The organism is Parazoarcus communis (genome assembly GCF_003111645.1).
In the GTDB taxonomy this organism is placed as follows: Bacteria; Pseudomonadota; Gammaproteobacteria; order Burkholderiales; family Rhodocyclaceae; genus Parazoarcus; species Parazoarcus communis_A.
In genome coordinates this window covers 4207556-4228833 of sequence record NZ_CP022187.1, presented here as the reverse complement: position 1 = coordinate 4228833, position 21278 = coordinate 4207556, and the positions used below count along the sequence as shown (strand labels likewise).

19 protein-coding genes and 1 other RNA gene are annotated in these 21278 nt (G+C 62.8%); 6 read left to right on the top strand and 14 right to left on the bottom strand.

Features of this window, described 5'->3' with window-relative positions; genetic code table 11:
* Positions 1–214: 214 nt before the first annotated feature.
* The 4 genes from groL to CEW83_RS19270 all read right to left on the bottom strand — a co-directional run bounded on the left by groL (position 215) and on the right by CEW83_RS19270 (position 5142).
* A complete protein-coding gene (gene groL / locus CEW83_RS19285; protein WP_108950806.1) occupies positions 215–1867 on the bottom strand; it encodes a chaperonin GroEL in 1653 nt (550 codons plus the stop codon).
* A 53-nt stretch (positions 1868–1920) separates the two neighbouring features.
* Positions 1921–2211 (bottom strand): co-chaperone GroES, encoded by a 291-nt coding sequence (gene groES / locus CEW83_RS19280; RefSeq protein ID WP_108950805.1) that lies wholly within the window; start codon positions 2209–2211, stop codon positions 1921–1923.
* Between the two features lie 182 nt (positions 2212–2393).
* The gene (locus CEW83_RS19275) at positions 2394–4151 is read right to left on the bottom strand and encodes an autotransporter assembly complex protein TamA (RefSeq protein ID WP_420094086.1); all 1758 of its coding nucleotides are present in this window, start codon (positions 4149–4151) and stop codon (positions 2394–2396) included.
* Positions 4141–5142 (bottom strand): class 1 fructose-bisphosphatase, encoded by a 1002-nt coding sequence (locus tag CEW83_RS19270; RefSeq protein ID WP_108950803.1) that lies wholly within the window; start codon positions 5140–5142, stop codon positions 4141–4143. Before CEW83_RS19270 ends, CEW83_RS19275 begins: the two co-directional genes overlap by 11 nt.
* A gap of 172 nt (positions 5143–5314) precedes the next feature.
* On the opposite strand from CEW83_RS19270, the gene CEW83_RS19265 reads away from it, so the two are divergent.
* The gene (locus CEW83_RS19265) at positions 5315–6577 is read left to right on the top strand and encodes a D-amino acid dehydrogenase (protein ID WP_108950802.1); all 1263 of its coding nucleotides are present in this window, start codon (positions 5315–5317) and stop codon (positions 6575–6577) included.
* Positions 6578–6605: 28 nt separating this feature from the next.
* Here the strand turns inward: CEW83_RS19265 and CEW83_RS19260 are convergent, their stop codons facing one another.
* Positions 6606–7100 (bottom strand): hemerythrin domain-containing protein, encoded by a 495-nt coding sequence (locus CEW83_RS19260; protein WP_108950801.1) that lies wholly within the window; start codon positions 7098–7100, stop codon positions 6606–6608.
* A 182-nt stretch (positions 7101–7282) separates the two neighbouring features.
* On the opposite strand from CEW83_RS19260, the gene CEW83_RS19255 reads away from it, so the two are divergent.
* Positions 7283–8470, top strand: a complete 1188-nt coding sequence (locus CEW83_RS19255) for a glycosyltransferase (protein ID WP_108950800.1) — start codon at positions 7283–7285, stop codon at positions 8468–8470.
* 11 nt (positions 8471–8481) lie between these two features.
* On the opposite strand, the gene CEW83_RS19250 is transcribed toward CEW83_RS19255, so the two are convergent.
* From CEW83_RS19250 to dnaX, 8 genes are all read right to left on the bottom strand, one after another.
* Entirely contained in the window at positions 8482–8952 is a 471-nt protein-coding gene (locus CEW83_RS19250; RefSeq protein ID WP_108950799.1) for a ClpXP protease specificity-enhancing factor, read from the bottom strand.
* Positions 8953–9022: 70 nt separating this feature from the next.
* A complete protein-coding gene (locus CEW83_RS19245) occupies positions 9023–9619 on the bottom strand; it encodes a glutathione S-transferase N-terminal domain-containing protein (RefSeq protein WP_108950798.1) in 597 nt (198 codons plus the stop codon).
* A gap of 107 nt (positions 9620–9726) precedes the next feature.
* Positions 9727–10467, bottom strand: a complete 741-nt coding sequence (locus tag CEW83_RS19240; protein WP_108950797.1) for a cytochrome c1 — start codon at positions 10465–10467, stop codon at positions 9727–9729.
* On the bottom strand, positions 10464–11732 hold the full coding sequence (locus tag CEW83_RS19235) for a cytochrome b (protein ID WP_108950796.1): 1269 nt from the start codon (positions 11730–11732) through the stop codon (positions 10464–10466). Before CEW83_RS19235 ends, CEW83_RS19240 begins: the two co-directional genes overlap by 4 nt.
* A 3-nt stretch (positions 11733–11735) precedes the next feature.
* The gene (petA, locus tag CEW83_RS19230) at positions 11736–12329 is read right to left on the bottom strand and encodes a ubiquinol-cytochrome c reductase iron-sulfur subunit (protein ID WP_108950795.1); all 594 of its coding nucleotides are present in this window, start codon (positions 12327–12329) and stop codon (positions 11736–11738) included.
* A gap of 186 nt (positions 12330–12515) precedes the next feature.
* Entirely contained in the window at positions 12516–13109 is a 594-nt protein-coding gene (gene recR, locus CEW83_RS19225; RefSeq protein WP_108950794.1) for a recombination mediator RecR, read from the bottom strand.
* Positions 13110–13114: 5 nt separating this feature from the next.
* On the bottom strand, positions 13115–13438 hold the full coding sequence (locus CEW83_RS19220; RefSeq protein WP_108950793.1) for a YbaB/EbfC family nucleoid-associated protein: 324 nt from the start codon (positions 13436–13438) through the stop codon (positions 13115–13117).
* A gap of 30 nt (positions 13439–13468) precedes the next feature.
* Entirely contained in the window at positions 13469–15499 is a 2031-nt protein-coding gene (gene dnaX, locus CEW83_RS19215; protein WP_108950792.1) for a DNA polymerase III subunit gamma/tau, read from the bottom strand.
* 431 nt (positions 15500–15930) lie between these two features.
* Here dnaX and CEW83_RS19210 point away from each other — a divergent pair, with 431 nt between their 5' ends.
* Positions 15931–16827 carry a ZIP family metal transporter gene (locus tag CEW83_RS19210; RefSeq protein ID WP_108950791.1) on the top strand — a complete coding sequence of 299 codons (897 nt, stop codon included), beginning with the start codon at positions 15931–15933 and terminating at the stop codon, positions 16825–16827.
* A gap of 74 nt (positions 16828–16901) precedes the next feature.
* Here the strand turns inward: CEW83_RS19210 and ffs are convergent.
* Positions 16902–17000, bottom strand: an RNA gene (gene ffs / locus CEW83_RS19205) — signal recognition particle sRNA small type.
* Positions 17001–17149: 149 nt separating this feature from the next.
* On the opposite strand from ffs, the gene CEW83_RS19200 reads away from it, so the two are divergent.
* The 3 genes from CEW83_RS19200 (at position 17150) to CEW83_RS19190 (ending at position 21228) form a co-directional block, all read left to right on the top strand.
* The gene (locus tag CEW83_RS19200; protein ID WP_108950790.1) at positions 17150–17971 is read left to right on the top strand and encodes a nitroreductase family protein; all 822 of its coding nucleotides are present in this window, start codon (positions 17150–17152) and stop codon (positions 17969–17971) included.
* A gap of 65 nt (positions 17972–18036) precedes the next feature.
* A complete protein-coding gene (locus tag CEW83_RS19195; protein ID WP_108950789.1) occupies positions 18037–19446 on the top strand; it encodes a nicotinate-nucleotide adenylyltransferase in 1410 nt (469 codons plus the stop codon).
* Between the two features lie 150 nt (positions 19447–19596).
* A complete protein-coding gene (locus tag CEW83_RS19190) occupies positions 19597–21228 on the top strand; it encodes a BCCT family transporter (RefSeq protein WP_108950788.1) in 1632 nt (543 codons plus the stop codon).
* Positions 21229–21278: the final 50 nt, after the last annotated feature.

The following is a 21278-nucleotide window of genomic DNA, read 5'->3' as shown; positions in this document are numbered from 1 at the left end:
GGAGCGTCGCGCTCATGGCGCCGATGCTCCCTGCCGTCTTTTCCTTTCTCCGCGATTATCCCACGCCTGAGTCATTGCGCGTAGCGCTTTGCTCCATGCGCGATTGCGCGCGCCCTTGCCCCGCGCCATTACGAGCTGGGGGCAGGACTCGACAGGCAAAAAAAAGCCCCGCCGAAGCGGGGCTTTTGAGCCGGACCGTAAGGTCAGCGGGCAATTACATGCCCATGCCGCCCATACCGCCCATACCACCCATGCCGCCCATGTCGGGCATGCCGCCACCAGCCTTGTCGTCGGCCAGTTCAGCAACCATGCAGTCGGTGGTGAGCATCAGGCCAGCAACCGAAGCTGCGTTCTGCAGCGCGGTGCGGGTCACCTTGGTGGGATCCAGCACGCCCATCTCGACCATGTCGCCGTACTCGCCGGTCGCAGCGTTGTAGCCGAAGTTGCCTTCACCTTCGGTCACGCGGTTCACCACCACCGAGGGCTCGTCACCCGCGTTGGCGACGATTTCGCGCAGCGGCTGCTCCATGGCGCGCAGCACGATCTTGATGCCTGCGTCCTGGTCATGGTTGTCACCCTTGAGGCCGGTGAGGTTGGCACGAGCACGCAGCAGGGCAACGCCGCCGCCGGGAACGATACCTTCTTCAACGGCAGCACGGGTGGCGTGCAGTGCGTCTTCGACGCGCGCCTTCTTTTCCTTCATTTCGACTTCGGTCGCAGCGCCAACCTTGATCAGCGCAACACCGCCGGCCAGCTTGGCCACGCGCTCTTGCAGTTTCTCACGATCGTAGTCGGAGGTTGCTTCTTCGATCTGAACACGGATCTGCTTGACGCGTGCTTCGATGCGCTCACCGTCGCCGGCACCGTCGATAACGATGGTGTTTTCCTTGCCGACTTCGATACGCTTGGCCTGGCCCAGCTCTTCCAGCGTGCACTTCTCGAGGGTCAGACCCACTTCTTCTGCGATCACCTGGCCGCCGGTCAGGACAGCGATGTCCTCCAGCATGGCCTTGCGGCGGTCACCGAAGCCCGGCGCCTTGACGGCGCAGGTCTTGAGGATGCCACGGATGTTGTTCACCACCAGGGTCGCCAGCGCTTCGCCATCGACATCTTCAGCGATGATCAGCAGCGGACGGCCAGCCTTGGCAACTTGCTCGAGTACCGGCAGCAGGTCACGGATGTTGGAGATCTTCTTGTCGAACAGCAGAACGAACGGGTTGTCGAGGATGGCAACCTGCTTGTCCGGGTTGTTGATGAAGTAGGGCGACAGGTAGCCGCGGTCGAACTGCATGCCTTCGACGACGTCGAGTTCGTTGGCGAGGCTCTTGCCGTCTTCAACGGTGATCACGCCTTCCTTGCCAACCTTGTCCATGGCGCGGGCGATGATCTCGCCGATGTCAGCGTCGGAGTTGGCGGAGATCGAACCGACCTGGGCGATTTCCTTGTTGGTCGAGCAGGGCTTCGACAGCTTCTTCAGCTCGTCGATGGTGGCGATGACAGCCTTGTCGATACCGCGCTTGAGGTCCATCGGGTTCATGCCGGCAGCAACGAACTTCATGCCTTCACGAACGATCGACTGAGCCAGCACGGTTGCCGTGGTGGTGCCGTCACCGGCGATGTCGGAGGTCTTGGAAGCAACTTCCTTGACCATCTGAGCGCCCATGTTCTCGAACTTGTCCTTCAGTTCGATTTCCTTGGCGACCGAAACACCGTCCTTGGTCACGGTCGGGGCGCCGAAGGAGCGCTCGAGCACGACGTTGCGACCCTTGGGGCCGAGGGTGACCTTGACCGCGTTGGCCAGGGTGTTGATACCAGCAACCATGCGCTCGCGCGCGGAATCACCGAACTTGACTTCTTTAGCAGCCATTCTTTAGAACTCCTGAATTATTTCGAATCGAGAATCGTGGGATTGCGGGAGGCTCAGCCTTCAACCACGCCCATGATGTCTTCTTCGCGCATGACGAGCAGCTCGTCGCCTTCGACCTTCACGGACTGGCCGGCGTACTTGCCGAACAGCACCTTGTCGCCCACCTTGACGGCCATCGGACGCACGTTGCCGTCGTCCAGGATCTTGCCGTTGCCGACAGCCAGCACTTCGCCCTGATCGGGCTTTTCACCGGCGGAATCGGGGATCACGATACCGCTGGCGGTCTTGCGTTCGGCTTCCAGACGCTTGACGATCACGCGATCGTGCAGGGGACGAATCTTCATCGAGTTCACTCCTTAGTACTGTTTAAACTGTGGCGGGACCATCCCGCCGGAAAATTCGCAGTGGTCACGGCTTGCGCCGGACTGTTAGCACTCACTGCCAACGAGTGCTAATAATAGGGGCGGGGTTTCGCTATTTCAAGAGCGGAGACGGAAGAAAAATTTGCTGCGCCGCAGCGAGCAGTTCAGAACGCGACCGCTACGCCAAAGTGCAGACGCAGCCGGGCGTCGTCGTGGCCCCATGCGAGATCGATCGCCAGCGGGCCTGCCGGACTGCGCCAGCGCGCACCCAGACCGTAGCCGGTGCGCAGTCGGAACTCACTGCGAGAGTCCGCGGCATCGCCGGCATCGACGAATGCCGCCACGCCCCAGTCGCGACGAAACCAATGCACGTACTCGCCACTGAGCGTTCCCAGATAGCGGCCACCCACGGTTGCATCGCCTTCGGTCACGCCGAGGCTCTGATAGGCATAACCCCGCACCGATTGCGAGCCGCCGGCGCGGAACAGGAAATCCTGCGGGATACCGTCGCGGGAAGGTGCGAGCGTGGCACCCAGCTCTCCGCGCAGGGTCAGCATGTCGGCCTCACCGATCGGAAAATAGTGCTGATATCGGCCATAGAGGCGCACGAAGTCCTGCTCCGCAAGCGCAATGCTCGAACCGCCGCCAATCTGCACCTCGAGAACATGCCCGCGCCGCGGATCGAGCACGTTATCCACCGCTCGCTGCACCCAGGTCCAGTTTGCCGTCAGGGTTGTCAGGCTGGACGAATCGGCGCCATCGGGATGCAGGGACTCATGCTGCAGCCGCAGCGCGATCTGGGTTTCGATATCACCCCGAACGGTGGTGCGGCCGATACCGATCGCCTGACTTTCCGTCTTCAGCCCTTCAAGATCGCTGTTGTCGATCAACGCGCCGATGCTGTCGCGATGGCCGTCGGGCGCAGGCGGAAAGAACAGATCGGCAAACACGGACTGGCGCAGTTGCTCGAGACGAATGCCCGATGACAGCTCCCATCCACGCGAAAGAATATTGACGTCGCGATACGCTGCCTCGACCCGATAGCCGGTATTGCTCGATACACCGGCACCGAAACTCAGGCGCCGCGACTGGGCTTCAGCCACTTGCACACGCACGGGCACGGCAGCAGCCAGCGCCGGGTCACGCTCGATATCGACCACCACCGAGGCAAACTGGGGTGCGCCCTGCAAGGCCTCCTGCAAGGCAAGCAGCGCGTCATGATCATAGATATCGCCCGCCTCAACCGTGCTGTAGCGCGTAACAAGGTCGGCCGGCAGACGGGTCAGGCCAGTGACTGCGAGCTCGCCAAGCCTGAAGGTCGGGCCGCTGTCGATCACGACCGACAGCCCCACTTCGGTGCCGGCTTCATTGACTTCGGCACGCGTACTCAGTGTGCGCGCAGCAGCGTAACGGCGGCGACTCACCGCATCGAGCAACTGCTGTTTGGCACGATCCCATTCGGACTGACGAAAGGGTCTGCCCACTGGCAAGGCCCAGTTTTCGCGCAGGCTGTCACGCAAGGCTGCTGCCTCGGCATCGCTCGCACTCGCCAGTTCGCCTTCGAAACCGATATCGACCGCGGTAATGGCGGCACGCACGCCAGGCTCCACGACCAGCGTCCATCTATCACCGCTGCGCCGGTCGAGCCTGACTTCGGACTTGAAGTAGCCTTCCGTGGATAACAGGTCGACGACTTCCCGCCGCGTGCGACGCACCAGCGCGGTCTGATCGGGCCCGACCTCGGGCACCGTCAGCTCGGCCGACTTCAGCACGCGCACGTGTTGCCGCAGCAGTGCGCTGACGGCGTCCGGCGCCTCGAGCGCCACGCTGACGCGATCCTGTGCCCCGGCACCGTTTCCCCACAAGAGAAGACATCCCAGGGCCAGGTGGCTCAGCGCACGGAAAAGTGAATCAAGCTTCAAGATGATATGCAGTCACGCGTTCGACCTCGCTCTTCGAGCCGAGCACGACAGGCACACGCTGGTGCAGCTTGCTGGGCTTGATGTCGAGGATGCGCTCGCGCCCGGTGGTCGCTGCGCCACCGGCCTGTTCGATCAGCATGGCCATCGGATTGGCTTCGTACATGAGCCGCAGCTTGCCGCCCTGGGCGCGGCATTTTTCGTCGAGCGGATACATGAAGATGCCGCCTCGGGTCAGCACACGGTGCACGTCAGCCACCATTGATGCCACCCAGCGCATGTTGAAATCGACACCTCGGGGGCCGGCCTTGCCTTCCTGCAGTTCGGCGATATAACGCTGAACCGGCGCCTCCCAGTGGCGGGCGTTGGACGCATTGATGGCGTATTCGCGGGTTTCCTCGGGCACCGTCATGTAAGGAGTGGTGTAGACGAAGCTGCCCATCTCGCGATCGAGCGTGAAGGCGTGAACGCCCTTGCCCACTGTCAGCACCAGCTGGGTGGAGGGGCCGTAGATCGCATAGCCGGCGGCCACCTGCTCGCTGCCCGGCTGCATGAAGCTTTCCTCGGTCGGATCGCCCTCGCCCTCGGGGTTGCGCAGCACCGAGAAGATCGTGCCCACCGTGACGTTGATGTCGATGTTTGACGAACCGTCGAGCGGGTCGAACATCAGCAGATAGCCGCCCTTGGGGAAATCGAACGGGATCTGATGCACGGTTTCGACCTCTTCGGACGCCATCGCCGCAAGGTGGCCACCCCATTCGTTGGCCTGAAGCAGGATCTCGTTGGCAATCACGTCGAGCTTCTTCTGTGCCTCGCCCTGCACGTTGTCCGTGCCGGCCTCGCCCAGCACGCCTGCGAGCGCCCCTTTGGACACATTGACACCGATTGCCTTGCAGGCGCGAGCCACGACCTCGAGCAAGAGCCGCAGATCGGCCGATACGCGTCCGGCGCGCTGCTGCTCGATCAGGAATTGGGTAAGGGTGACGCGACGCATGTGCAAAACTCCCGGAGACGGATGATTGAAGATGTCAGACCCGATTATCCCGTTTCCGCGACGTCTGCGCACCACGAGATGCACACTGGCGGTTATCATTTACGGCTTGGCGGTTCGCTGCCCTGCCCCGGACACGTACCGGGCAGTCTTTCTGGAGCACATAAGCCAAGTTATGCATGTGATGGTTCTCGGCGCCGGCATCACCGGCGTCACCACCGCCTGGTACCTGAAGCAGGCGGGGTTCGAGGTCAGCGTGATAGACCGCCAGCCGCAGGCCGGACAGGAAACGAGCTTTGCCAATGGCGGTCAGATCTCGGTCAGCCATCCCGAGCCCTGGGCCAACCCTGCAGCACCTTTCCTGGCGCTGCGCTGGCTCGGCCGGGATGACGCTCCGCTGCGCTTCAGCCCTCAGGCAAGCCTTGACCAGTGGCGTTGGGCGCTGTCCTTTCTGCATGAGTGTCTGCCGTGGCGCACGCAGCGCAACACCGAGGCGATTGCAGCGCTTGCCATCCACAGTCAGCGCGAGCTGCACCGGGTACGCGCAGCCGCCGGCATCGGGAACGACTACGATGCGCGCGAGCAGGGCATTCTTCACCTGTTTTTCAGCGCCAGGGATTTCGCGCATGCACCGGCACGCGCCGAGCATCTGATGCGACTCGGCATTGACGTCCGGGTGTGCTCAGCCGCCGAATGCCTTGCAATCGAGCCCGCGCTCGCCGCGCTTGCGCCGACGCTCGCGGGTGGTCTGCATGCACCGGGCGACGAGAACGGCGACGCGATGCGTTTTACCAGCGCGCTGGCGAAGGTGCTCGCACGCGACGGTGTGCAGTTCCACTATCAGACGACAATCGAGCGTCTGACCCACACTGGCGGCCTGATCGACGGTGTCGAGGTACGTGACAGCGAAGGGCGGGCTGGCACCCTCACCGCCAACGCCTATGTGGTGTGCATGGGCAGCTTCAGCCCGCTCATCGTGCACTCGCTTGGCGAACACCTGCCGATCTATCCGGTGAAGGGCTATTCGATCACGGCGCCGGTTGCGGACCCGGCACGGGCTCCGCAGGTCAGCCTGACCGATGAATCCCGCCGCATCGTCTGCTCCCGGCTCGGCGACCGGCTGCGTATCGCCGGCACAGCCGAACTCAACGGCTTTGACCTCACGATCGATCCCGCGCGCGGCCGTGCGATTCTGGACTGGGCCCGCACGCGGCTGCCCGGCGCCATCGACCCGGCTCAGGCGAAACTGTGGACCGGGCTGCGCCCCGCCACCCCGAGCAACCTGCCGATCATCGGCAAGGGGCGCGGCGTCAATCTCTGGTACAACACCGGCCACGGCACGCTGGGCTGGACCCTGGCCTGCGGCTCGGCCGAGATTCTCGCCGGCCTGATGCACGGTCGCGCACCGACCGTGCCCTTCCCCGTCCGGCGCCCCTGACACAGCGGGCGCATCGCGGGGGGGGGGCTTACACCTTCTCCGCGTCCGCCCGGGCAGGTGCAGACGTGCAGGCACAACTGCCTGCCGGTGCACTCCCGCTGCAGTCACCCTCAGGCGGCGTGATCACGCCGGTCTCGACATCGAAGCCGATACTGTCCAGATGAAAGGCCAGTGCGGCATCCATGCCATTGACGTGATTGTCGAACCAGGCAGGCAACTCCTCCATCAGCCGTTTGCCCAGAAACGCATCACCACGCTCGAGACGATTGCGTACGTCACGCATCACGACCAGGACACGGTCGTGCTCGGCACGATGGCAGCCGGGGAAATTCACCTGCTCCATCCAGCGATTTTCCTGATCGAAATGTGCTTCGGTGTGGGCGATGAAGTCATCGAGGCGTGCCAGAAAGTGCTCGGGCGCAGCCTCGACAACGGCGTTGTAGTGGCTCACGAACTCCTCGTGGGTCTGGTCCATCTTTCCGAGACCGAGCTGAAGCTGCTCGTTCCATTGCATCAGTGCCATCCTTGCATTCTCCTGAACATCGGCCCACTCGGGCCTTGCGGTGCCGCTTTATAACGCAGAATCGTCACCGGTCCGATGATGTCGGTCAACCGCATACTGTAAAAACCCTTCCCCTCCAGGACACTGCAATGAAGCGGTCATCGGGAAACGCTAGATTGGGCTGACGACAACCGGCACAGACCATGAACATCCTGATGATTTCAGATGTGTTCTTTCCCCGCATCAATGGGGTCAGCACATCGATAGAGACGTTCCGCAACTCTCTCAAGGCACGCGGCATCCGCTCCACGCTCATTGCCCCCGCCTACCCTCAGCACAGCACCAGCAGCGCGGGCGACATCATCCGGATTCCCTCGCGCTTCATCCCGCTAGACCCGGAGGATCGCATGATGCAGCGTGCGGCGATCCACGACCAGATCGCAGCCTTGCAGGGACAGCGCTTCGATCTGGTGCACATCCACACGCCCTTCGTTGCGCACTACGCCGGACTCGAACTGGCGAAGGCCCTCGACCTTCCCTGCGTCGCCACGTATCACACGTTTTTTGAGGAATACCTCTTTCACTACGTACCCTTCGTGCCCCGCGCATGGCTGCGCGGCGCGGCACGACGCTTCTCGCGCCAGCAGTGCAACGAACTCGACGCCGTCATCGTGCCCTCACGGGCGATGGCCGATACGCTTGCGGCCTACGGTGTGAGCACGCCGGTGCACATCCTCCCCACCGGGATTCCGGAACACCAGTTTCACGGTGGCGACGGCTGTCACTTTCGTCAGCGCTACGACATTCCCAAGAGCCGGCGCCTGCTGCTCTTTGTCGGCCGGGTCGCACACGAGAAGAACATCGACTTTCTCATCGACATGGTCGGTGAGCTGCGCAGGAGCGAGCCCGCGGCAATGCTGCTCATTACCGGAGAAGGTCCTGCGCTGAGCAGCCTGCGCACGAAGGTCGAACGTGCAGGCCTCGGCGAGCACATCCGCTTCCTCGGCTACCTCGACCGTCACAACGAACTGCACGATTGCTATCGGGCCGCGGATCTCTTTGTATTTGCGTCACGCACCGAAACGCAGGGGCTTGTGCTGCTGGAAGCGATGGCACTGGGCACGCCGGTGGTGGCCCTTGCCGAAATGGGAACGGTGGATATCCTGGCACCGCAGCAGGGCTGCAGGATCGCGCCGAACAATCCGGTCCGCTTTGCGGAGATCGTTGCCCAACTGCTGAGCGATCGCAGACAACTGCAGCAACTGGGGAGCGATGCGCGGGACTATGCGCAGCAGTGGCACACCGAGGAGATGAGTCGGCGACTCGGCGCACTCTACGAAACGTGGGTCACAGATCACCGGCGTCAGGCGGCGCAGCTGAGCGTCGCCTGACGGGGTGGGTATTACTTGACGATCTTGAGATGGCCGCCACGAGGGGGCGGCGGACGATCGTCACCGGACTTGGGCGACTCGGACGGCTCGGGCGATGCCTCGGGCTCGGGTGCAAGCTCGAGCCCCGTCACATCGGCGTCATCCGGCGCATCTTCTTCGAACGGCTCACCATCATCGATGTCCGCCTCGAACGCCATGCCCTGCCCGTTCTCGCGCGCATAGACGGCCAGAACATTGCTCATCGGAATCAGGATGTGTTGCACCGAGCCGTTGAAACGCGCCTGAAAGCTGATCGACTCATTGTCCATCGTCAACTTGTTGGTCGCGTCCGCCCCGACGTTGAGCACAATCTGACCGTCCTTGCCGTAGCCGGGTGGCACGCGGGTGCTGGAATCGACCCGGGCGGCAAGATAGGGCGTGAAGCCCTGATCAGAACACCATTCGTAGATGGCACGAACCAGGTAAGGCTTGGTGGATACCATGTCTTGCGTGTCCTAAGTTCCGCCCGACCGGACCGCACAATCCCGCGCGACCGGTCGAAGCGTCGTCATGTCAGCGCCGCATTACCTTCTCGGACGGCGTCAGCGCGTCGATGAAACCCTGACGGCTGAAAATGCGCTCGGCGTACTTCATCATCGGAGCAGCCGCTTTCGGCAGTTCGATTCCGTAGTGCTCAAGACGCCACAGCAAGGGCGCGATCGCCACGTCCAGCATGGAAAACTCGTCACCCAGCATGAACTTCTGCTTGGTGAAGATCGGTGCCAGCTGGGTCAGGTGGTCGCGCACATGCGCGCGGGTCTTGTCCACGCCTTTCTGGTTGGCCTCGAGTGCGGCGATGTGAGCAAACAGCTCGTGTTCGAACGTATGCAGCAGTTGCCGCGCCCGCGCACGCAGGATGGGATCCGGCGGCATCAACTGCGGATGCGGGAAGCGCTCGTCGATATATTCATTGATGATGTTCGACTCGTACAGCACGAGATCGCGATCCACCAGCACCGGCACGCGGCCGTACGGGTTGATGATCGCAAGGTCTTCGGGCTTGTTGTAGAGGTCGACATCGATCACCTCGAAATCCATGCCCTTCTCGAAGAGCACGATCCGGCAACGGTGACTGAAGGGATCGGTCGTACCGGAATAAAGATTCATCATGATGTTGCGACTCCGGATGCAAAAAACAAAAGCGCACCACGCATTGATTTGCGCGGTGCGTCTGGAGGGAAACGAGTGTCAGGCCTTGCGGCCAGTCACCGATCCGCTCAATGAATATCCTTCCAGTAGTTCTTCTTCAGCGCGAGCGCCAGAACGAACAGACCTGCAAGGAAGGCAAGCACAACCATGCCGATGGTCTTGCGCTTCTCGGCGACGGGTTCTCCCATCCAGACAATGTAGGACACGAGATCCGCGATGGCATTGTCGTACTCTTCGGCGGTCAGCTTGCCCGGCTTGACCAGCTCAAGCGTCGAACCATGGTCGCCGGCCTTCGCCACCTGCTCACCCTGAAGCTCCCACAGCACGTGCGGCATGCCGACGTTCGGGAAAACCAGGTTGTTCCAGCCCGTCGGACGGTTCGGGTCACGATGGAACTGACGCAGGTAGGTGTAGAGCCAGTCGGCGCCGCTGCCGAACTCGGAAGCACGGGCACGTGCAACCAGGGTCAGGTCGGGAGGCGCTGCGCCAAACCACTGCTTGGCCTCCTCACGGCGCATCGCGATCTTCATCAGATCGCCGGTCTTTTCACCGGTGAACATCAGATTGTCGCGAATCGACTCCTCGGACAGCCCGATGTCCTGCAGCCTGTTGTAGCGCAGGAAAGAGGCACCGTGGCAGTTCAGACAGTAGTTGACGAAGAGCTTGGCACCGTGCTGCAGCGCAGCCGGATCCGTGCTCACCGGCGCCTTGTCGAGGTGCAGGACAGCACCGGCAGCCATCGCCATTGCCGGCGCAAACAGCACCACGGCAGCAGCACGCTTGATGAAACTGATTACACGCGATTTCATTTGAAAGTCACCCTTTCCGGTTCGGGTTTGCACTTGTCGAGCTTGCTGTACCACGGCATGGCCAGGAAGAAGGCGAAGTACAGGACCGAGCAGATCTGCGAAACCAGGGTACGGCCCGGGGTCGGCGGGAGCACGCCCAGGTAACCGAGAATGGCGAAGCAGACCACGAAAATCGCAACAGCGCTCTTGAAGATCACGCCCTTGTAGCGCATCGACTTGACCGGGCTGCGGTCCAGCCACGGCAGGAAGGCGATGATCACCACCGATGCGCCCATCGCCACCACGCCCCAGAACTTGGCGTCGAGACCGAACAGCGGATAGGTCACGGCACGCAGGATCGAGTAGAACGGCGTGAAGTACCACACCGGCGCGATGTGCGGCGGGGTCACCAGCGGGTCGGCCGGCAGGAAGTTGTTGAACTCGAGGAAGTAGCCACCTGCTTCAGGCGCAAAGAACACCACTGCGCTGAAGAAGAACAGGAAGGCCACCACGCCGACGATGTCCTTCACCGTGTAGTACGGATGGAAGGGAATGCCGTCGAGCGGGATGCCGTTGGCGTCCTTCTTCTTCTTGATTTCCACACCGTCCGGGTTGTTGGAGCCGACTTCGTGCAGCGCCACGATATGGGCAGCAACGAGGCCGATCAGCACCAGTGGCACGGCAATGACGTGGAAGGAGAAGAAGCGGTTCAGAGTGGCGTCCGAAACGACGAAGTCACCACGAATCACCAGCGACAGGTCAGGTCCGATCAGCGGAATGGCCGAGAACAGGTTAACGATCACCTGTGCGCCCCAGAACGACATCTGCCCCCATGGCAACAGATAGCCCATGAACGCTTCGGCCATCAGCACCAGGAAAATCAGGGTACCGAAGATCCAGATCAGTTCGCGCGGCTTGCGGTACGAGCCATAGAGCAGACCGCGGAACATGTGGAGATAGACCACGATGAAGAACGCGGAGGCCCCGGTCGAGTGCAGGTAGCGGATGATCCAGCCACCCGGCACATCGCGCATGATGTACTCGACGCTGGCAAAGGCCACCGGCACACCGGCGGCGTTCAGCGAGGCATCGGGCTTGTAGTGCATGACCAGAAAGATACCGGTCACGATCTGGATCACCAGCACCATGAGCGCGAGCGAACCGAAGAAATACCAGAAGTTGAAGTTCTTCGGTGCGTAGTACTCGGTCAGGTGACCCTTGATCGACGAGGTCAGCGGAAAACGCTCATCGACCCAGTTCAGCAAGGCTTGAGATTTGGTCGTCATCACTTACGCCTTTCCGTCGTCGCCAACGAGGATAGTGGTGTCCGCAAGGTACTTGTGCGGCGGAATTTCGAGGTTGTCCGGCGCCGGCATGCTCTTGTACACGCGGCCAGCCAGATCGAACATCGAACCGTGACATGGACACAGGAAGCCGCCCGGCCAGTCAGCAGACATGCCTGCTTCCGCGCCCGGCTTGAACTTCTCCGACGGTGAGCAACCAAGGTGCGTACAGATACCGACCGCGACCAGAAACTCCGGCTTGATCGAACGGTGCTGGTTCTTTGCGTACTCGGGCTGCTGCTGCTTCTCCGAACCCGGGTCGCTGAGGTTGGGTTCGGCTTTTGCAAGCGCCTCCAACATCTCGGGGGTGCGACGGAGCACCCAGACCGGCTTGCCGCGCCACTCGACCGTCATCATCTCGCCCGGAGCGAGCTTGCCCACATCCACCTCAACCGGCGCGCCTGCTGCCTTTGCGCGCTCGGACGGCGTCAGACTGGCAACGAACGGCACTGCCGTCGCCACGGCGGCTGCGCCACCTACGGCAGACGTTGCCAGCAACAATGTGCGGCGACCGCTGTCCATCTTTTGTTCAACGCTCATGACCCTCTTCCCAGTATGGAAAACGAAAGACCTGGATACAAAAACCCAAGGATTATAGCGAACTCACTGCAACAGAGAAAGCCATAGACCGCTCAAGACCTTGAGCAGTCAAGGATTTCAAGCCCTTGCGCACAACGGAAGAAGCCGCAAAGCCCCCACCGATGCCGCGGCGCACAATTTCGAGCCTCAGAGGCCCCGTCGCTCAACGAGCGCCTGGGCGATCGTGCCAATGTCGGTATGCTCAAGCTCGCCACCCACCGGCACACCGCGCGACAGCCTGCTCACGGACAGTCCGCGCGCACTTAGCAAGGTGGCAAGTGTATGCGCGGTCGCCTCACCTTCGTTGGTGAAATTGGTGGCAAGAATCACTTCCCGCACACTGCCATCGCCCGCCCGGGCGAGCAGCTTGTCGAGCTTCAGTTCGCGCGGACCGACACCGTCCAGCGGCGACAGGCGCCCCATGAGGACGTAGTAGAGCCCGTTGTAGGACTGCGTCTGCTCGATCATCGCAAGATCGGCAGGCATCTCGACCACGCACAGCAGACTGGCATCACGCCGCGGACTGGCGCAGCGCTGGCACACTGCCTCTTCGGTGAAGGTGTTGCAGCGGTCGCAATGACGCAGCACGTCGAGTGCATGACCCATCGCACGCGCCAGGCGGCCTGCGCCACGCTGATCACGCTGCAACAGGTGATAGGCCATGCGCTGCGCCGACTTGGGGCCAACCCCGGGCAGGCAACGCAGGGCGTCGATCAGTTCGTCAAGACTCGAAGGCTGCATTGATATCAGAACGGCAGCTTGAATCCGGGCGGCAGGTTCAGGCCCGAGGTAAAGCCGGCCATGCGTTCCTGAGTGGTGCTCTCGACCTTGCGCACAGCGTCATTGACGGCCGCAGCGACGAGATCCTCGAGCATTTCCTTGTCGTCCATGACCGAGTCGTCGATCGAGACCCGGCGCACATCGTACTTGCAGGTCATGACGACCTTGACCATGCCGGCACCCGACTGGCCGTCGACTTCGACGCTGGCCAGCTGGTCCTGCATCTTCTTCATGTTTTCCTGCATCTGCTGGGCCTGTTTCATCAGGCCTCCGAGACCGCCTTTCATCATGGTGACAACTCCCCAAAGTGAGATGGATGGTTAGAAGGGTTTGACTGTGGCTTCGACCAGCGTGGCATCGAAGCGCTCGATCAGTTCGCGCACGAAGGGGTCGCTCTCGAGTGCAGCCACAGCGACAGCATGGCGCGCGCGACGCTCGATCTCGTCACGCTGTGCAGGCGTCTCCCCGGTGATTGCACCGACATCGACCCGAATTCTGAGCGGGCGCGACAGCGCGGATGCAAGCAGATCCTGCACGCGCTCGACCGCAGCGCGGTTCATGTCGAGCAGATGGCGATGAGTGTCGGACAGGCGCAGGACCAGCAGGTCATCGACACACTCGACCCACTCGCAGTGCTGCGCAAGCTCACGCACCAGCCCGCCGATCCCTAGCAGCCGGACCACCATGCGCCAGTCACCGGCGGCAAATGCGGCAGCCAGGTCGGCATCGCCTTGCGCATCCCGCGGCACGGGGGCTGCTGCCGGCGCAGCAGGCACGACGATCGGCGACTCCAGCGCAGGCGTGCGCACGGGCATCTCGGAACGCGCAGCCGCATTGCCCGCCGGCGCTACTGACTCAGCGGGGGCAGCGTCTGCCCCGTCATCGAAGGCATTGGCGCCTCCCGAATACGCATCGTCATGCATCAATGCCTCGGGCGGCAGATCCTCCCACGGTGCGAGGTCGCGGCTGGGCGGTTTTGGCTTTGGCTCCGGCTTTGACTCGAGCTTCGGCCTGAATTCGGCTTGCGGCTCGGGCCTGCTCTCGACCGGTGCGGCCATGGCGCGCGGCATGGCAGGCGGGGGCGAAGCCGGCACCGGCTGAGGCGCTGGCAACGGAGCCGCACTACGCTCGGCGACAGGGGCAGCAGATGAAGCGGGCGTCGCAGCCGCAGCCGGACGCGATTCAGTCCCCGCCGAAAGCGGTGGAACCGTTCTCGCCTCGCCGCTACCGCCGCTCCCCGCAAGCGCAGGAGAACCCATCGCAGCAGGCTGGTCAGGACGGAACGCGTGCAAACGCAACAGCGTCATGCTGAAGCCGGTGTATTCGTCAGGCGCCAGCGCCAACTCGTCGCGGCCGTGAATCGCAATCTGGTACGCCAGCTGGAGAAACTCGGCATCGAACTTTTCGGCATGCGGCGCGAGGCGCTGACGCTCCACTTCGTCGGCAATCGCACCGGGAGCGAACTGAAACAGCGCGATGCGGCCGAGCATCGACGCCAGCGCCTGCAGCGCGGCATCGAAAGAAAGACTGCGCGCCTCCATGCCGTCGGCGACCGCCAGCATCGCGGCGACATCACCCGCTGCGAGCGCATCGAGCAATGCATGCAGGTGATCGTCGCCAACCGTGCCGAGCATGTGCGTGACCGGCTCCTCGAGCACCTTCCCCGCGCCGTGCGCAATGGCCTGATCGAGCAGCGACAGCGCGTCGCGCATCGAACCGTTTGCCGCCTTGGCAATATGGCGCAGCGCGCCGGACTCGAACACAACCTCTTCGGCCGCAAGCACACCCGAAAGATGATCGACGATACTGCCCTGCGGCATCTGCTTCAGGTTGAACTGCAGGCAGCGCGACAACACGGTGACCGGAATCTTCTGCGGATCGGTCGTCGCCAGAATGAACTTGACGTGCTCCGGCGGCTCTTCGAGCGTCTTCAGCATCGCATTGAAGGCATGGCCGGTGAGCATGTGGACTTCGTCGATCATGTAGACCTTGTAGCGCCCCTGCACCGGCGCATAGACCGCCTTGTCCAGCAAGGCCGCCATGTCGTCGACACCGCGATTGGACGCGGCGTCCATCTCGACATAGTCGGGGAAGCGGTCGGCATCGATCGCCCGACAGGCGTCACACACACCGCACGGCTCGGCGGTGATACCGGTCTCGCAGTTGAGCGCCTTGGCAAGAATGCGCGAAATGGTGGTCTTTCCCACCCCACGCGTTCCCGTAAACAACCAGGCGTGATGCAGCCTGCCGGTGGTCAGCGCGTGCGAAAGCGCACGGACCACATGCTCCTGTCCAACCAGCGTACCGAAGGACTTCGGCCGCCATTTACGTGCGAGAACCTGATAGCTCATGGGCAGCGATTCTATCAGAGCAACCCCGGCTCTCCGGGAGAGCTTGATGGCAAGATCCTTCGATAATCAACGACCATCGAAACAATACATTCAATTGATTGACGCTATCAAAAGACGCCACTTATTCTGGCGCCGTAACCCAGATAACGGATACCCCGGAGACCGGAAAGCCATGACCACATCGAACTTCAACTACCAGACACTGCTGGAAACTCTGCGCGAGATCTGTGCCGACTTCGCTTACACAGTCTGAGCCCTCTTCCTTCGGATGCGCTGCCGGCCGCTGCACTCAAGGGCCTGAATGCACGATGTCGATACCGCCAACCTATCACATCAATCATTACGCTCAATTTTTACTATGGAAGCACGAAAGCCATACTAAGCCTGTGCCCGGACACGTTGCCCGGGCACAGATTCTGAGAGGTACTGCCATGATCGCTCGAGTTGCCCGACTGCATTTCCAGCCCAACAGCGCGGCAGGCGCCTTGCGCGCCGCCGGCGGCTGGTTGATCGCCCTGATCGGTTTCAGTCTGCTGGCCACCCGCATCGCGTCCGGACTGGCGGAGCTCGACGGTCCGCTCGCCGACGCGGTTGCGGGTGGGGCGATGGCCGCCGCCGCGACCGCGCTCGGGGCCGTCCCCTTGCTGGTCATGCGCAGGATCAGTGCCAGCATGCAGGGCCTGCTGCTCGGATTCGGCGCGGGCGTCATGCTTGCAGCCAGTGTGTTCTCACTGCTGATACCGGCCTTCAGCGCCGCACAGGCTCAAGGCGCGAGCGCGAGCAGCACGGATGCCGCCTTGCTCGTTGCCACCGGGCTCGCCGTCGGCGCAGCCCTGTTGCTGGCGATGGATCGCATGCTGCCGCACACCCATTCACCGGATGGCTCGAAGTCCGCGACAGCCGTGTGGCTCTTCGTTTTCGCCATTGCGGTTCACAACATCCCGGAAGGGCTCGCCATCGGCGTGGCCAGCGGAACCGCCAGCAGCGGCAACGCGGTCGCGACCGGCATCTCGCTGCAGAACGTCCCCGAAGGCCTGATCGTGGCGATTGCGCTGGCAACGGCCGGCTATTCGCGCCTGCTCGCGTTCGCGGTCGCGGCCCTGTCCGGACTGATCGAGCCGATCGCAGCGGTGACCGGCTCCCTGATGGTAACGGCGTCTTCGGCCTTGCTGCCCTGGGGGCTGGCTGGCGCAGCGGGCGCGATGCTGTTCGTTGTCAGCCACGAGATCATCCCCGAGTCGCATCGCAAGAGGCACGAAACACTGGCGACCAGCGGCCTGATGACGGGTTTCGTGGCCATGATGCTGATGGACACGCTCCTCGCCTGAACCGGCCAGCCGGGGTCGGACGTCACGGACGAAAAAAGGGCGTCACCTTTCGGAGACGCCCTTTCTGAAATGAGGGTGGCGAGCCTGGCCCCCGGCACTTGCAGGGAACGGCTGTGGCTGCTGCCTTCCGGCCCTGACCAGGTTCACCGCGCTGCAATGCGGGGAGACCCGCCACGGCGCGCACTATAACAGCGATCGCCCGCAACGTCAGCCACTATGAACGGAAGCGCCTCAAGCACGTATACTTGAAGCCTTCTCGCAGCAGTACGCTGCGACACGGAATCCGTCGAATCGACCGCCCCTTATCAGACAGGACAGTTACATGAGCGACACGCAGTCTCGCCTTGACACCCGTTACGGCAGCAATGCAATGCCCGCACCGCAAAGCTGGAGCCCGCTCATCGACAGCCTGCTCGGCCATCGTTCGGTACGCAGCTATCTGCCCACCCCGGTCAGCGACGACCAGCTGAGCGCCATCATCGCCGCAGCGCAGTCGGCTTCCAGCTCGTCGAACCTGCAGGCGTGGAGCGTCGTCGCCGTGCGCGACCCCGCCACTCGTGCCGCGCTCGCCGAATGCGCAGGCGGTCAGGCGCACGTAAGCGATGCACCGCTGCAACTGGTGTGGCTTGCCGACCTTGCCCGCCTCGAAAGCCTGGCGACATCGAACGAGCGCCCGAGTGCTGCGCTCGATTACCTGGAGATGTTCCTGGTTGGCGTCATCGACGCGGCACTGGCCGCGCAGAACGCTGCGGCTGCAGCCGAGTCGATCGGTCTGGGCACGGTGTACATCGGCGGCATGCGCAACAAGCCCGAAGCCGTGGCAGAACTGCTGAACCTGCCGCCCCGCGTGGTCGCCGTCTTCGGCATGTGCGTGGGCACCCCCGACCCGGCCAAGCCGGCTGCGGTCAAGCCGCGTCCGCCGCAATCGGTCGTCGTGCACCACGAGCGCTATTCGCTGCCCGCGCAAGCACCTGGCATCGAAGCCTACAATGCAGCGATGGCGCGCTTCTATGAAGAACAGCAGATGAAAGTCCACGGCACCTGGGCAATTCACTCGGCCAAGCGGATCGCCGGCCCGGAAACGCTCTCCGGCCGCGACCACCTCGTCGAAGCGCTGAACAAGCGCGGTTTCCAGCTGAAGTAAGCCCGCCCTGCAGCGGCGGGCGCGCTCGCGTCCGTCGCCCTGCCCTAACGTACGGAGTCGACCCGATGCGCAAACGTGACACCATCCTCTCGACCGACCAGAAGGCACTCGCCCTCAATCTCGACAAGTTCAAGTACGGCTCCATCGTGGAGATCGGCGCAGGGCAGGAAGTCGCGCGCCGCTTCTTCCATGTCGGCGCGGCTGCAGGGACGGTGGCCAAGACCATGTCAGCCTACGACATGGCGGTCAGCGACGATATCTACGGTCATGTCGATCGCTACGTCAGTCGCGCACGACTGATGCAGATGCTGGACAAGGAGTTCACCCAGGTCGTCGACCGGCTCACCCATGTCCGCCCCAAGAACACCACCTTCTTTGCCTACGCAGCCACGGTCACCGCGCGCAGCTTCAAGCAGAAGAACGAATGCCACGGCTGGATCGGCATCCGCCTGCAGCTTCACCCTGGCGCACAACCGAGCGACGTGATCCTGCACGTGCGGATGCTCGACAACGACAATGCCCTCCAGTCCGAAGCGCTCGGCATTCTCGGCGTCAATCTGATCCACGGCGCATTCTTCCACCACGACCAGCCCGAGTGGGTCATCGAGGGCCTGGCCGACGGACTCTCCCCGGAGCGCATCGAGGTCGACCTGATCCACTTCGCGGGTCCATATTTCGAGGAAGTCGAGAACCGGCTGATGAACCTGCACCTGATCAGCAGCTGGCTGACCCGTGCCGTCATCTTCAATCCGGCAGGCGAGGTGGTGGTGCCCGGCGAACTGCTCTACCGCAAGCCGATGCTGGTCATCCGCGGCAGCTTCAAGCCGGTGACCTGCGTCAATATCGACATGATGCTGGGCGGGCAGAAGCAGTTCAGCCAGGAGTCTGCGGTGGCTGAGCAGGAAGTCCTGTCACTGGCCGAGATCACGATGAATTCGCTCGCCAGCGGCGACAGCATCGACGGCGCGGATTTCCTTGCGCGCATCGACCTGCTCGCCTCGCAGGGATACACGGTGATGATCTCGGACTACGTGCGCTTCTTCCGCCTGCGCGCCTACCTGCGTCGCTACACGCAGAAACCGATCGGCATCGTGATGAGTGTGCGCGACCTCGAAGTGCTGTTCGACGAGAAATACTACGACGGGCTTGAAGGCGGCATCCTCGAGGCCTTCGGCAAGCTGTTTCCCGACAACACGCACGTCTACGTCTACCCCTCCCGCCCCCACGGCGCGGCAGAGATGATCACGCTCGACAACGTCCCGGTGCCCGGGCACCTGCGCCACCTGCTCGCCCACCTAAAGGAGAACGGCAAGCTGGTCGCGATCGAACCGCAGGACGCTGGCCACCTCGAGATCGACGCTGCCGAAACCCTGGCCGGACTGCGGCGCGGGCGCGGCAACTGGGAGCAGGACGTGCCCGAGGGCGTGGCACAGCGGATCATCGAACAGAGGCTGCTTGGCTTCGATTCAGAGTAAGCCGGTGCGGCATGCGTACAGGCGGCGCATGCCGCACCAAAGCAGGTCGACTTTCATGCGTGGTAGACTCCAAGCGCTAAGCAGCATCAGCCTAGTACCTTGTATCTGGCGACCCATCCCTCTCCATCGTCCCCAACAAGGAAGCCTCCCATGACAGAGAAACGGGATCCAATGATCCCCGACGGTGACGTCAATCCCATCGATACCGACTACAAGATTGGTCAGGACAATATCCTCGTCAATGTCGGGCCCTTCGGCCTCGACATCCACAACCGGGTCTTTGCAATCTCGGCCATTGCTGTCATCGCCTTCGTGGCTTTGACCCTGATGTTCCAGACTCAGGTCGAACCGATGTTCAGCAGCATGCGCGGCTGGCTGACCTCGAACCTCGACTGGTTCTTCATCGGCGCGGGCAACATTTTCGTCCTGGTCTGCATCGGACTGGCGATCTCGCCGCTGGGCAAGGTTCGCCTCGGTGGCACCGAAGCGAAACCCGACTACACCTACACCGGCTGGTTCTCCATGCTGTTCGCCGCCGGCATGGGTATCGGCCTGATGTTCTTCGGCGTTTCCGAACCGCTCTCGCACTTCGGCAGCTCGCTCGGCGGCACCGCAATGGAAAACGGCGTGCGCACCGACTGGGCACCGCTGGGTGCCGCGGCCGGCGATCCCGCGGGCGCATCGCGTCTTGCGATGGCTGCAACGATCTATCACTGGGGCCTGCACCCGTGGGCGATCTACGCCATCCTCGCGCTCGGCCTCGCGCTGTTCTCCTTCAACAAGGGGTTGCCGCTGACGATCCGCTCGGTGTTCTACCCCCTGCTCGGTGAGCGTGTGTGGGGCTGGCCGGGGCACGTGATCGACATTCTCGCGGTACTCGCGACCCTGTTTGGTCTCGCCACCTCGCTCGGCTTCGGCGCCTCGCAGGCGGCCGCCGGCCTCAACTACCTGTTCGACATTCCGCTGGGCAATACCACGCAGATCGTACTGGTGGTGGGCATTACCGCCATTGCACTGGTATCGGTGCTGGCCGGACTCGACGCCGGCGTGAAGCGCCTGTCCGAGATCAACATGGTGCTCGCGGTGCTGCTGCTGGCCTTCGTGATCCTGGTCGGCCCGACGCTGGCCATCATGACCGGCTTTGTCGACAACCTCGGCGCCTACCTCGAGTATCTGCCCGCCCTGGCCAATCCGATCAACCGTGAAGACGTGAACTTCTCCCAGGGCTGGACGGCCTTCTACTGGGCATGGTGGATTTCCTGGTCACCCTTCGTCGGCATGTTCATCGCCCGCGTTTCGCGTGGTCGCACCGTGCGTGAGTTCATCATTTCGGTTCTGCTCGTGCCTTCGCTTGCCTGCGTGCTGTGGATGACGGTATTCGGCGGCACTGCGATCAGCCAGCTGGTCAAGGACGGCTACGAGGCTGCGGCCAACGCCGACCTGCCGCTGCAGCTGTTCTACATGCTCGACGTCCTGCCGCTGGCGCAGATCACCTCCTTCCTCGCCATCATTCTGGTCGTGGTGTTCTTCGTCACCTCGTCCGACTCCGGCTCACTGGTGATCGACGTCATCGCAGCCGGCGGCAAGGTCGATGCCCCCACGCCGCAACGCGTCTTCTGGTGCACCTTCGAAGGCCTGGTCGCGGTTGCACTGATTCTGGGGGGCGGACTTGTCGCGCTGCAGGCGATGGCGGTATCGACCGGCTTCCCCTTCACCATCGTGCTTCTGGTTGCCACGATATCGGTGATCAAGGGTCTGGCGTCGGAGCCCAGGGCCTCCTGACCTGACGCTTGCCGCATGGCAGTCAAACCGGGCGAGCGCTTGCTGAACAA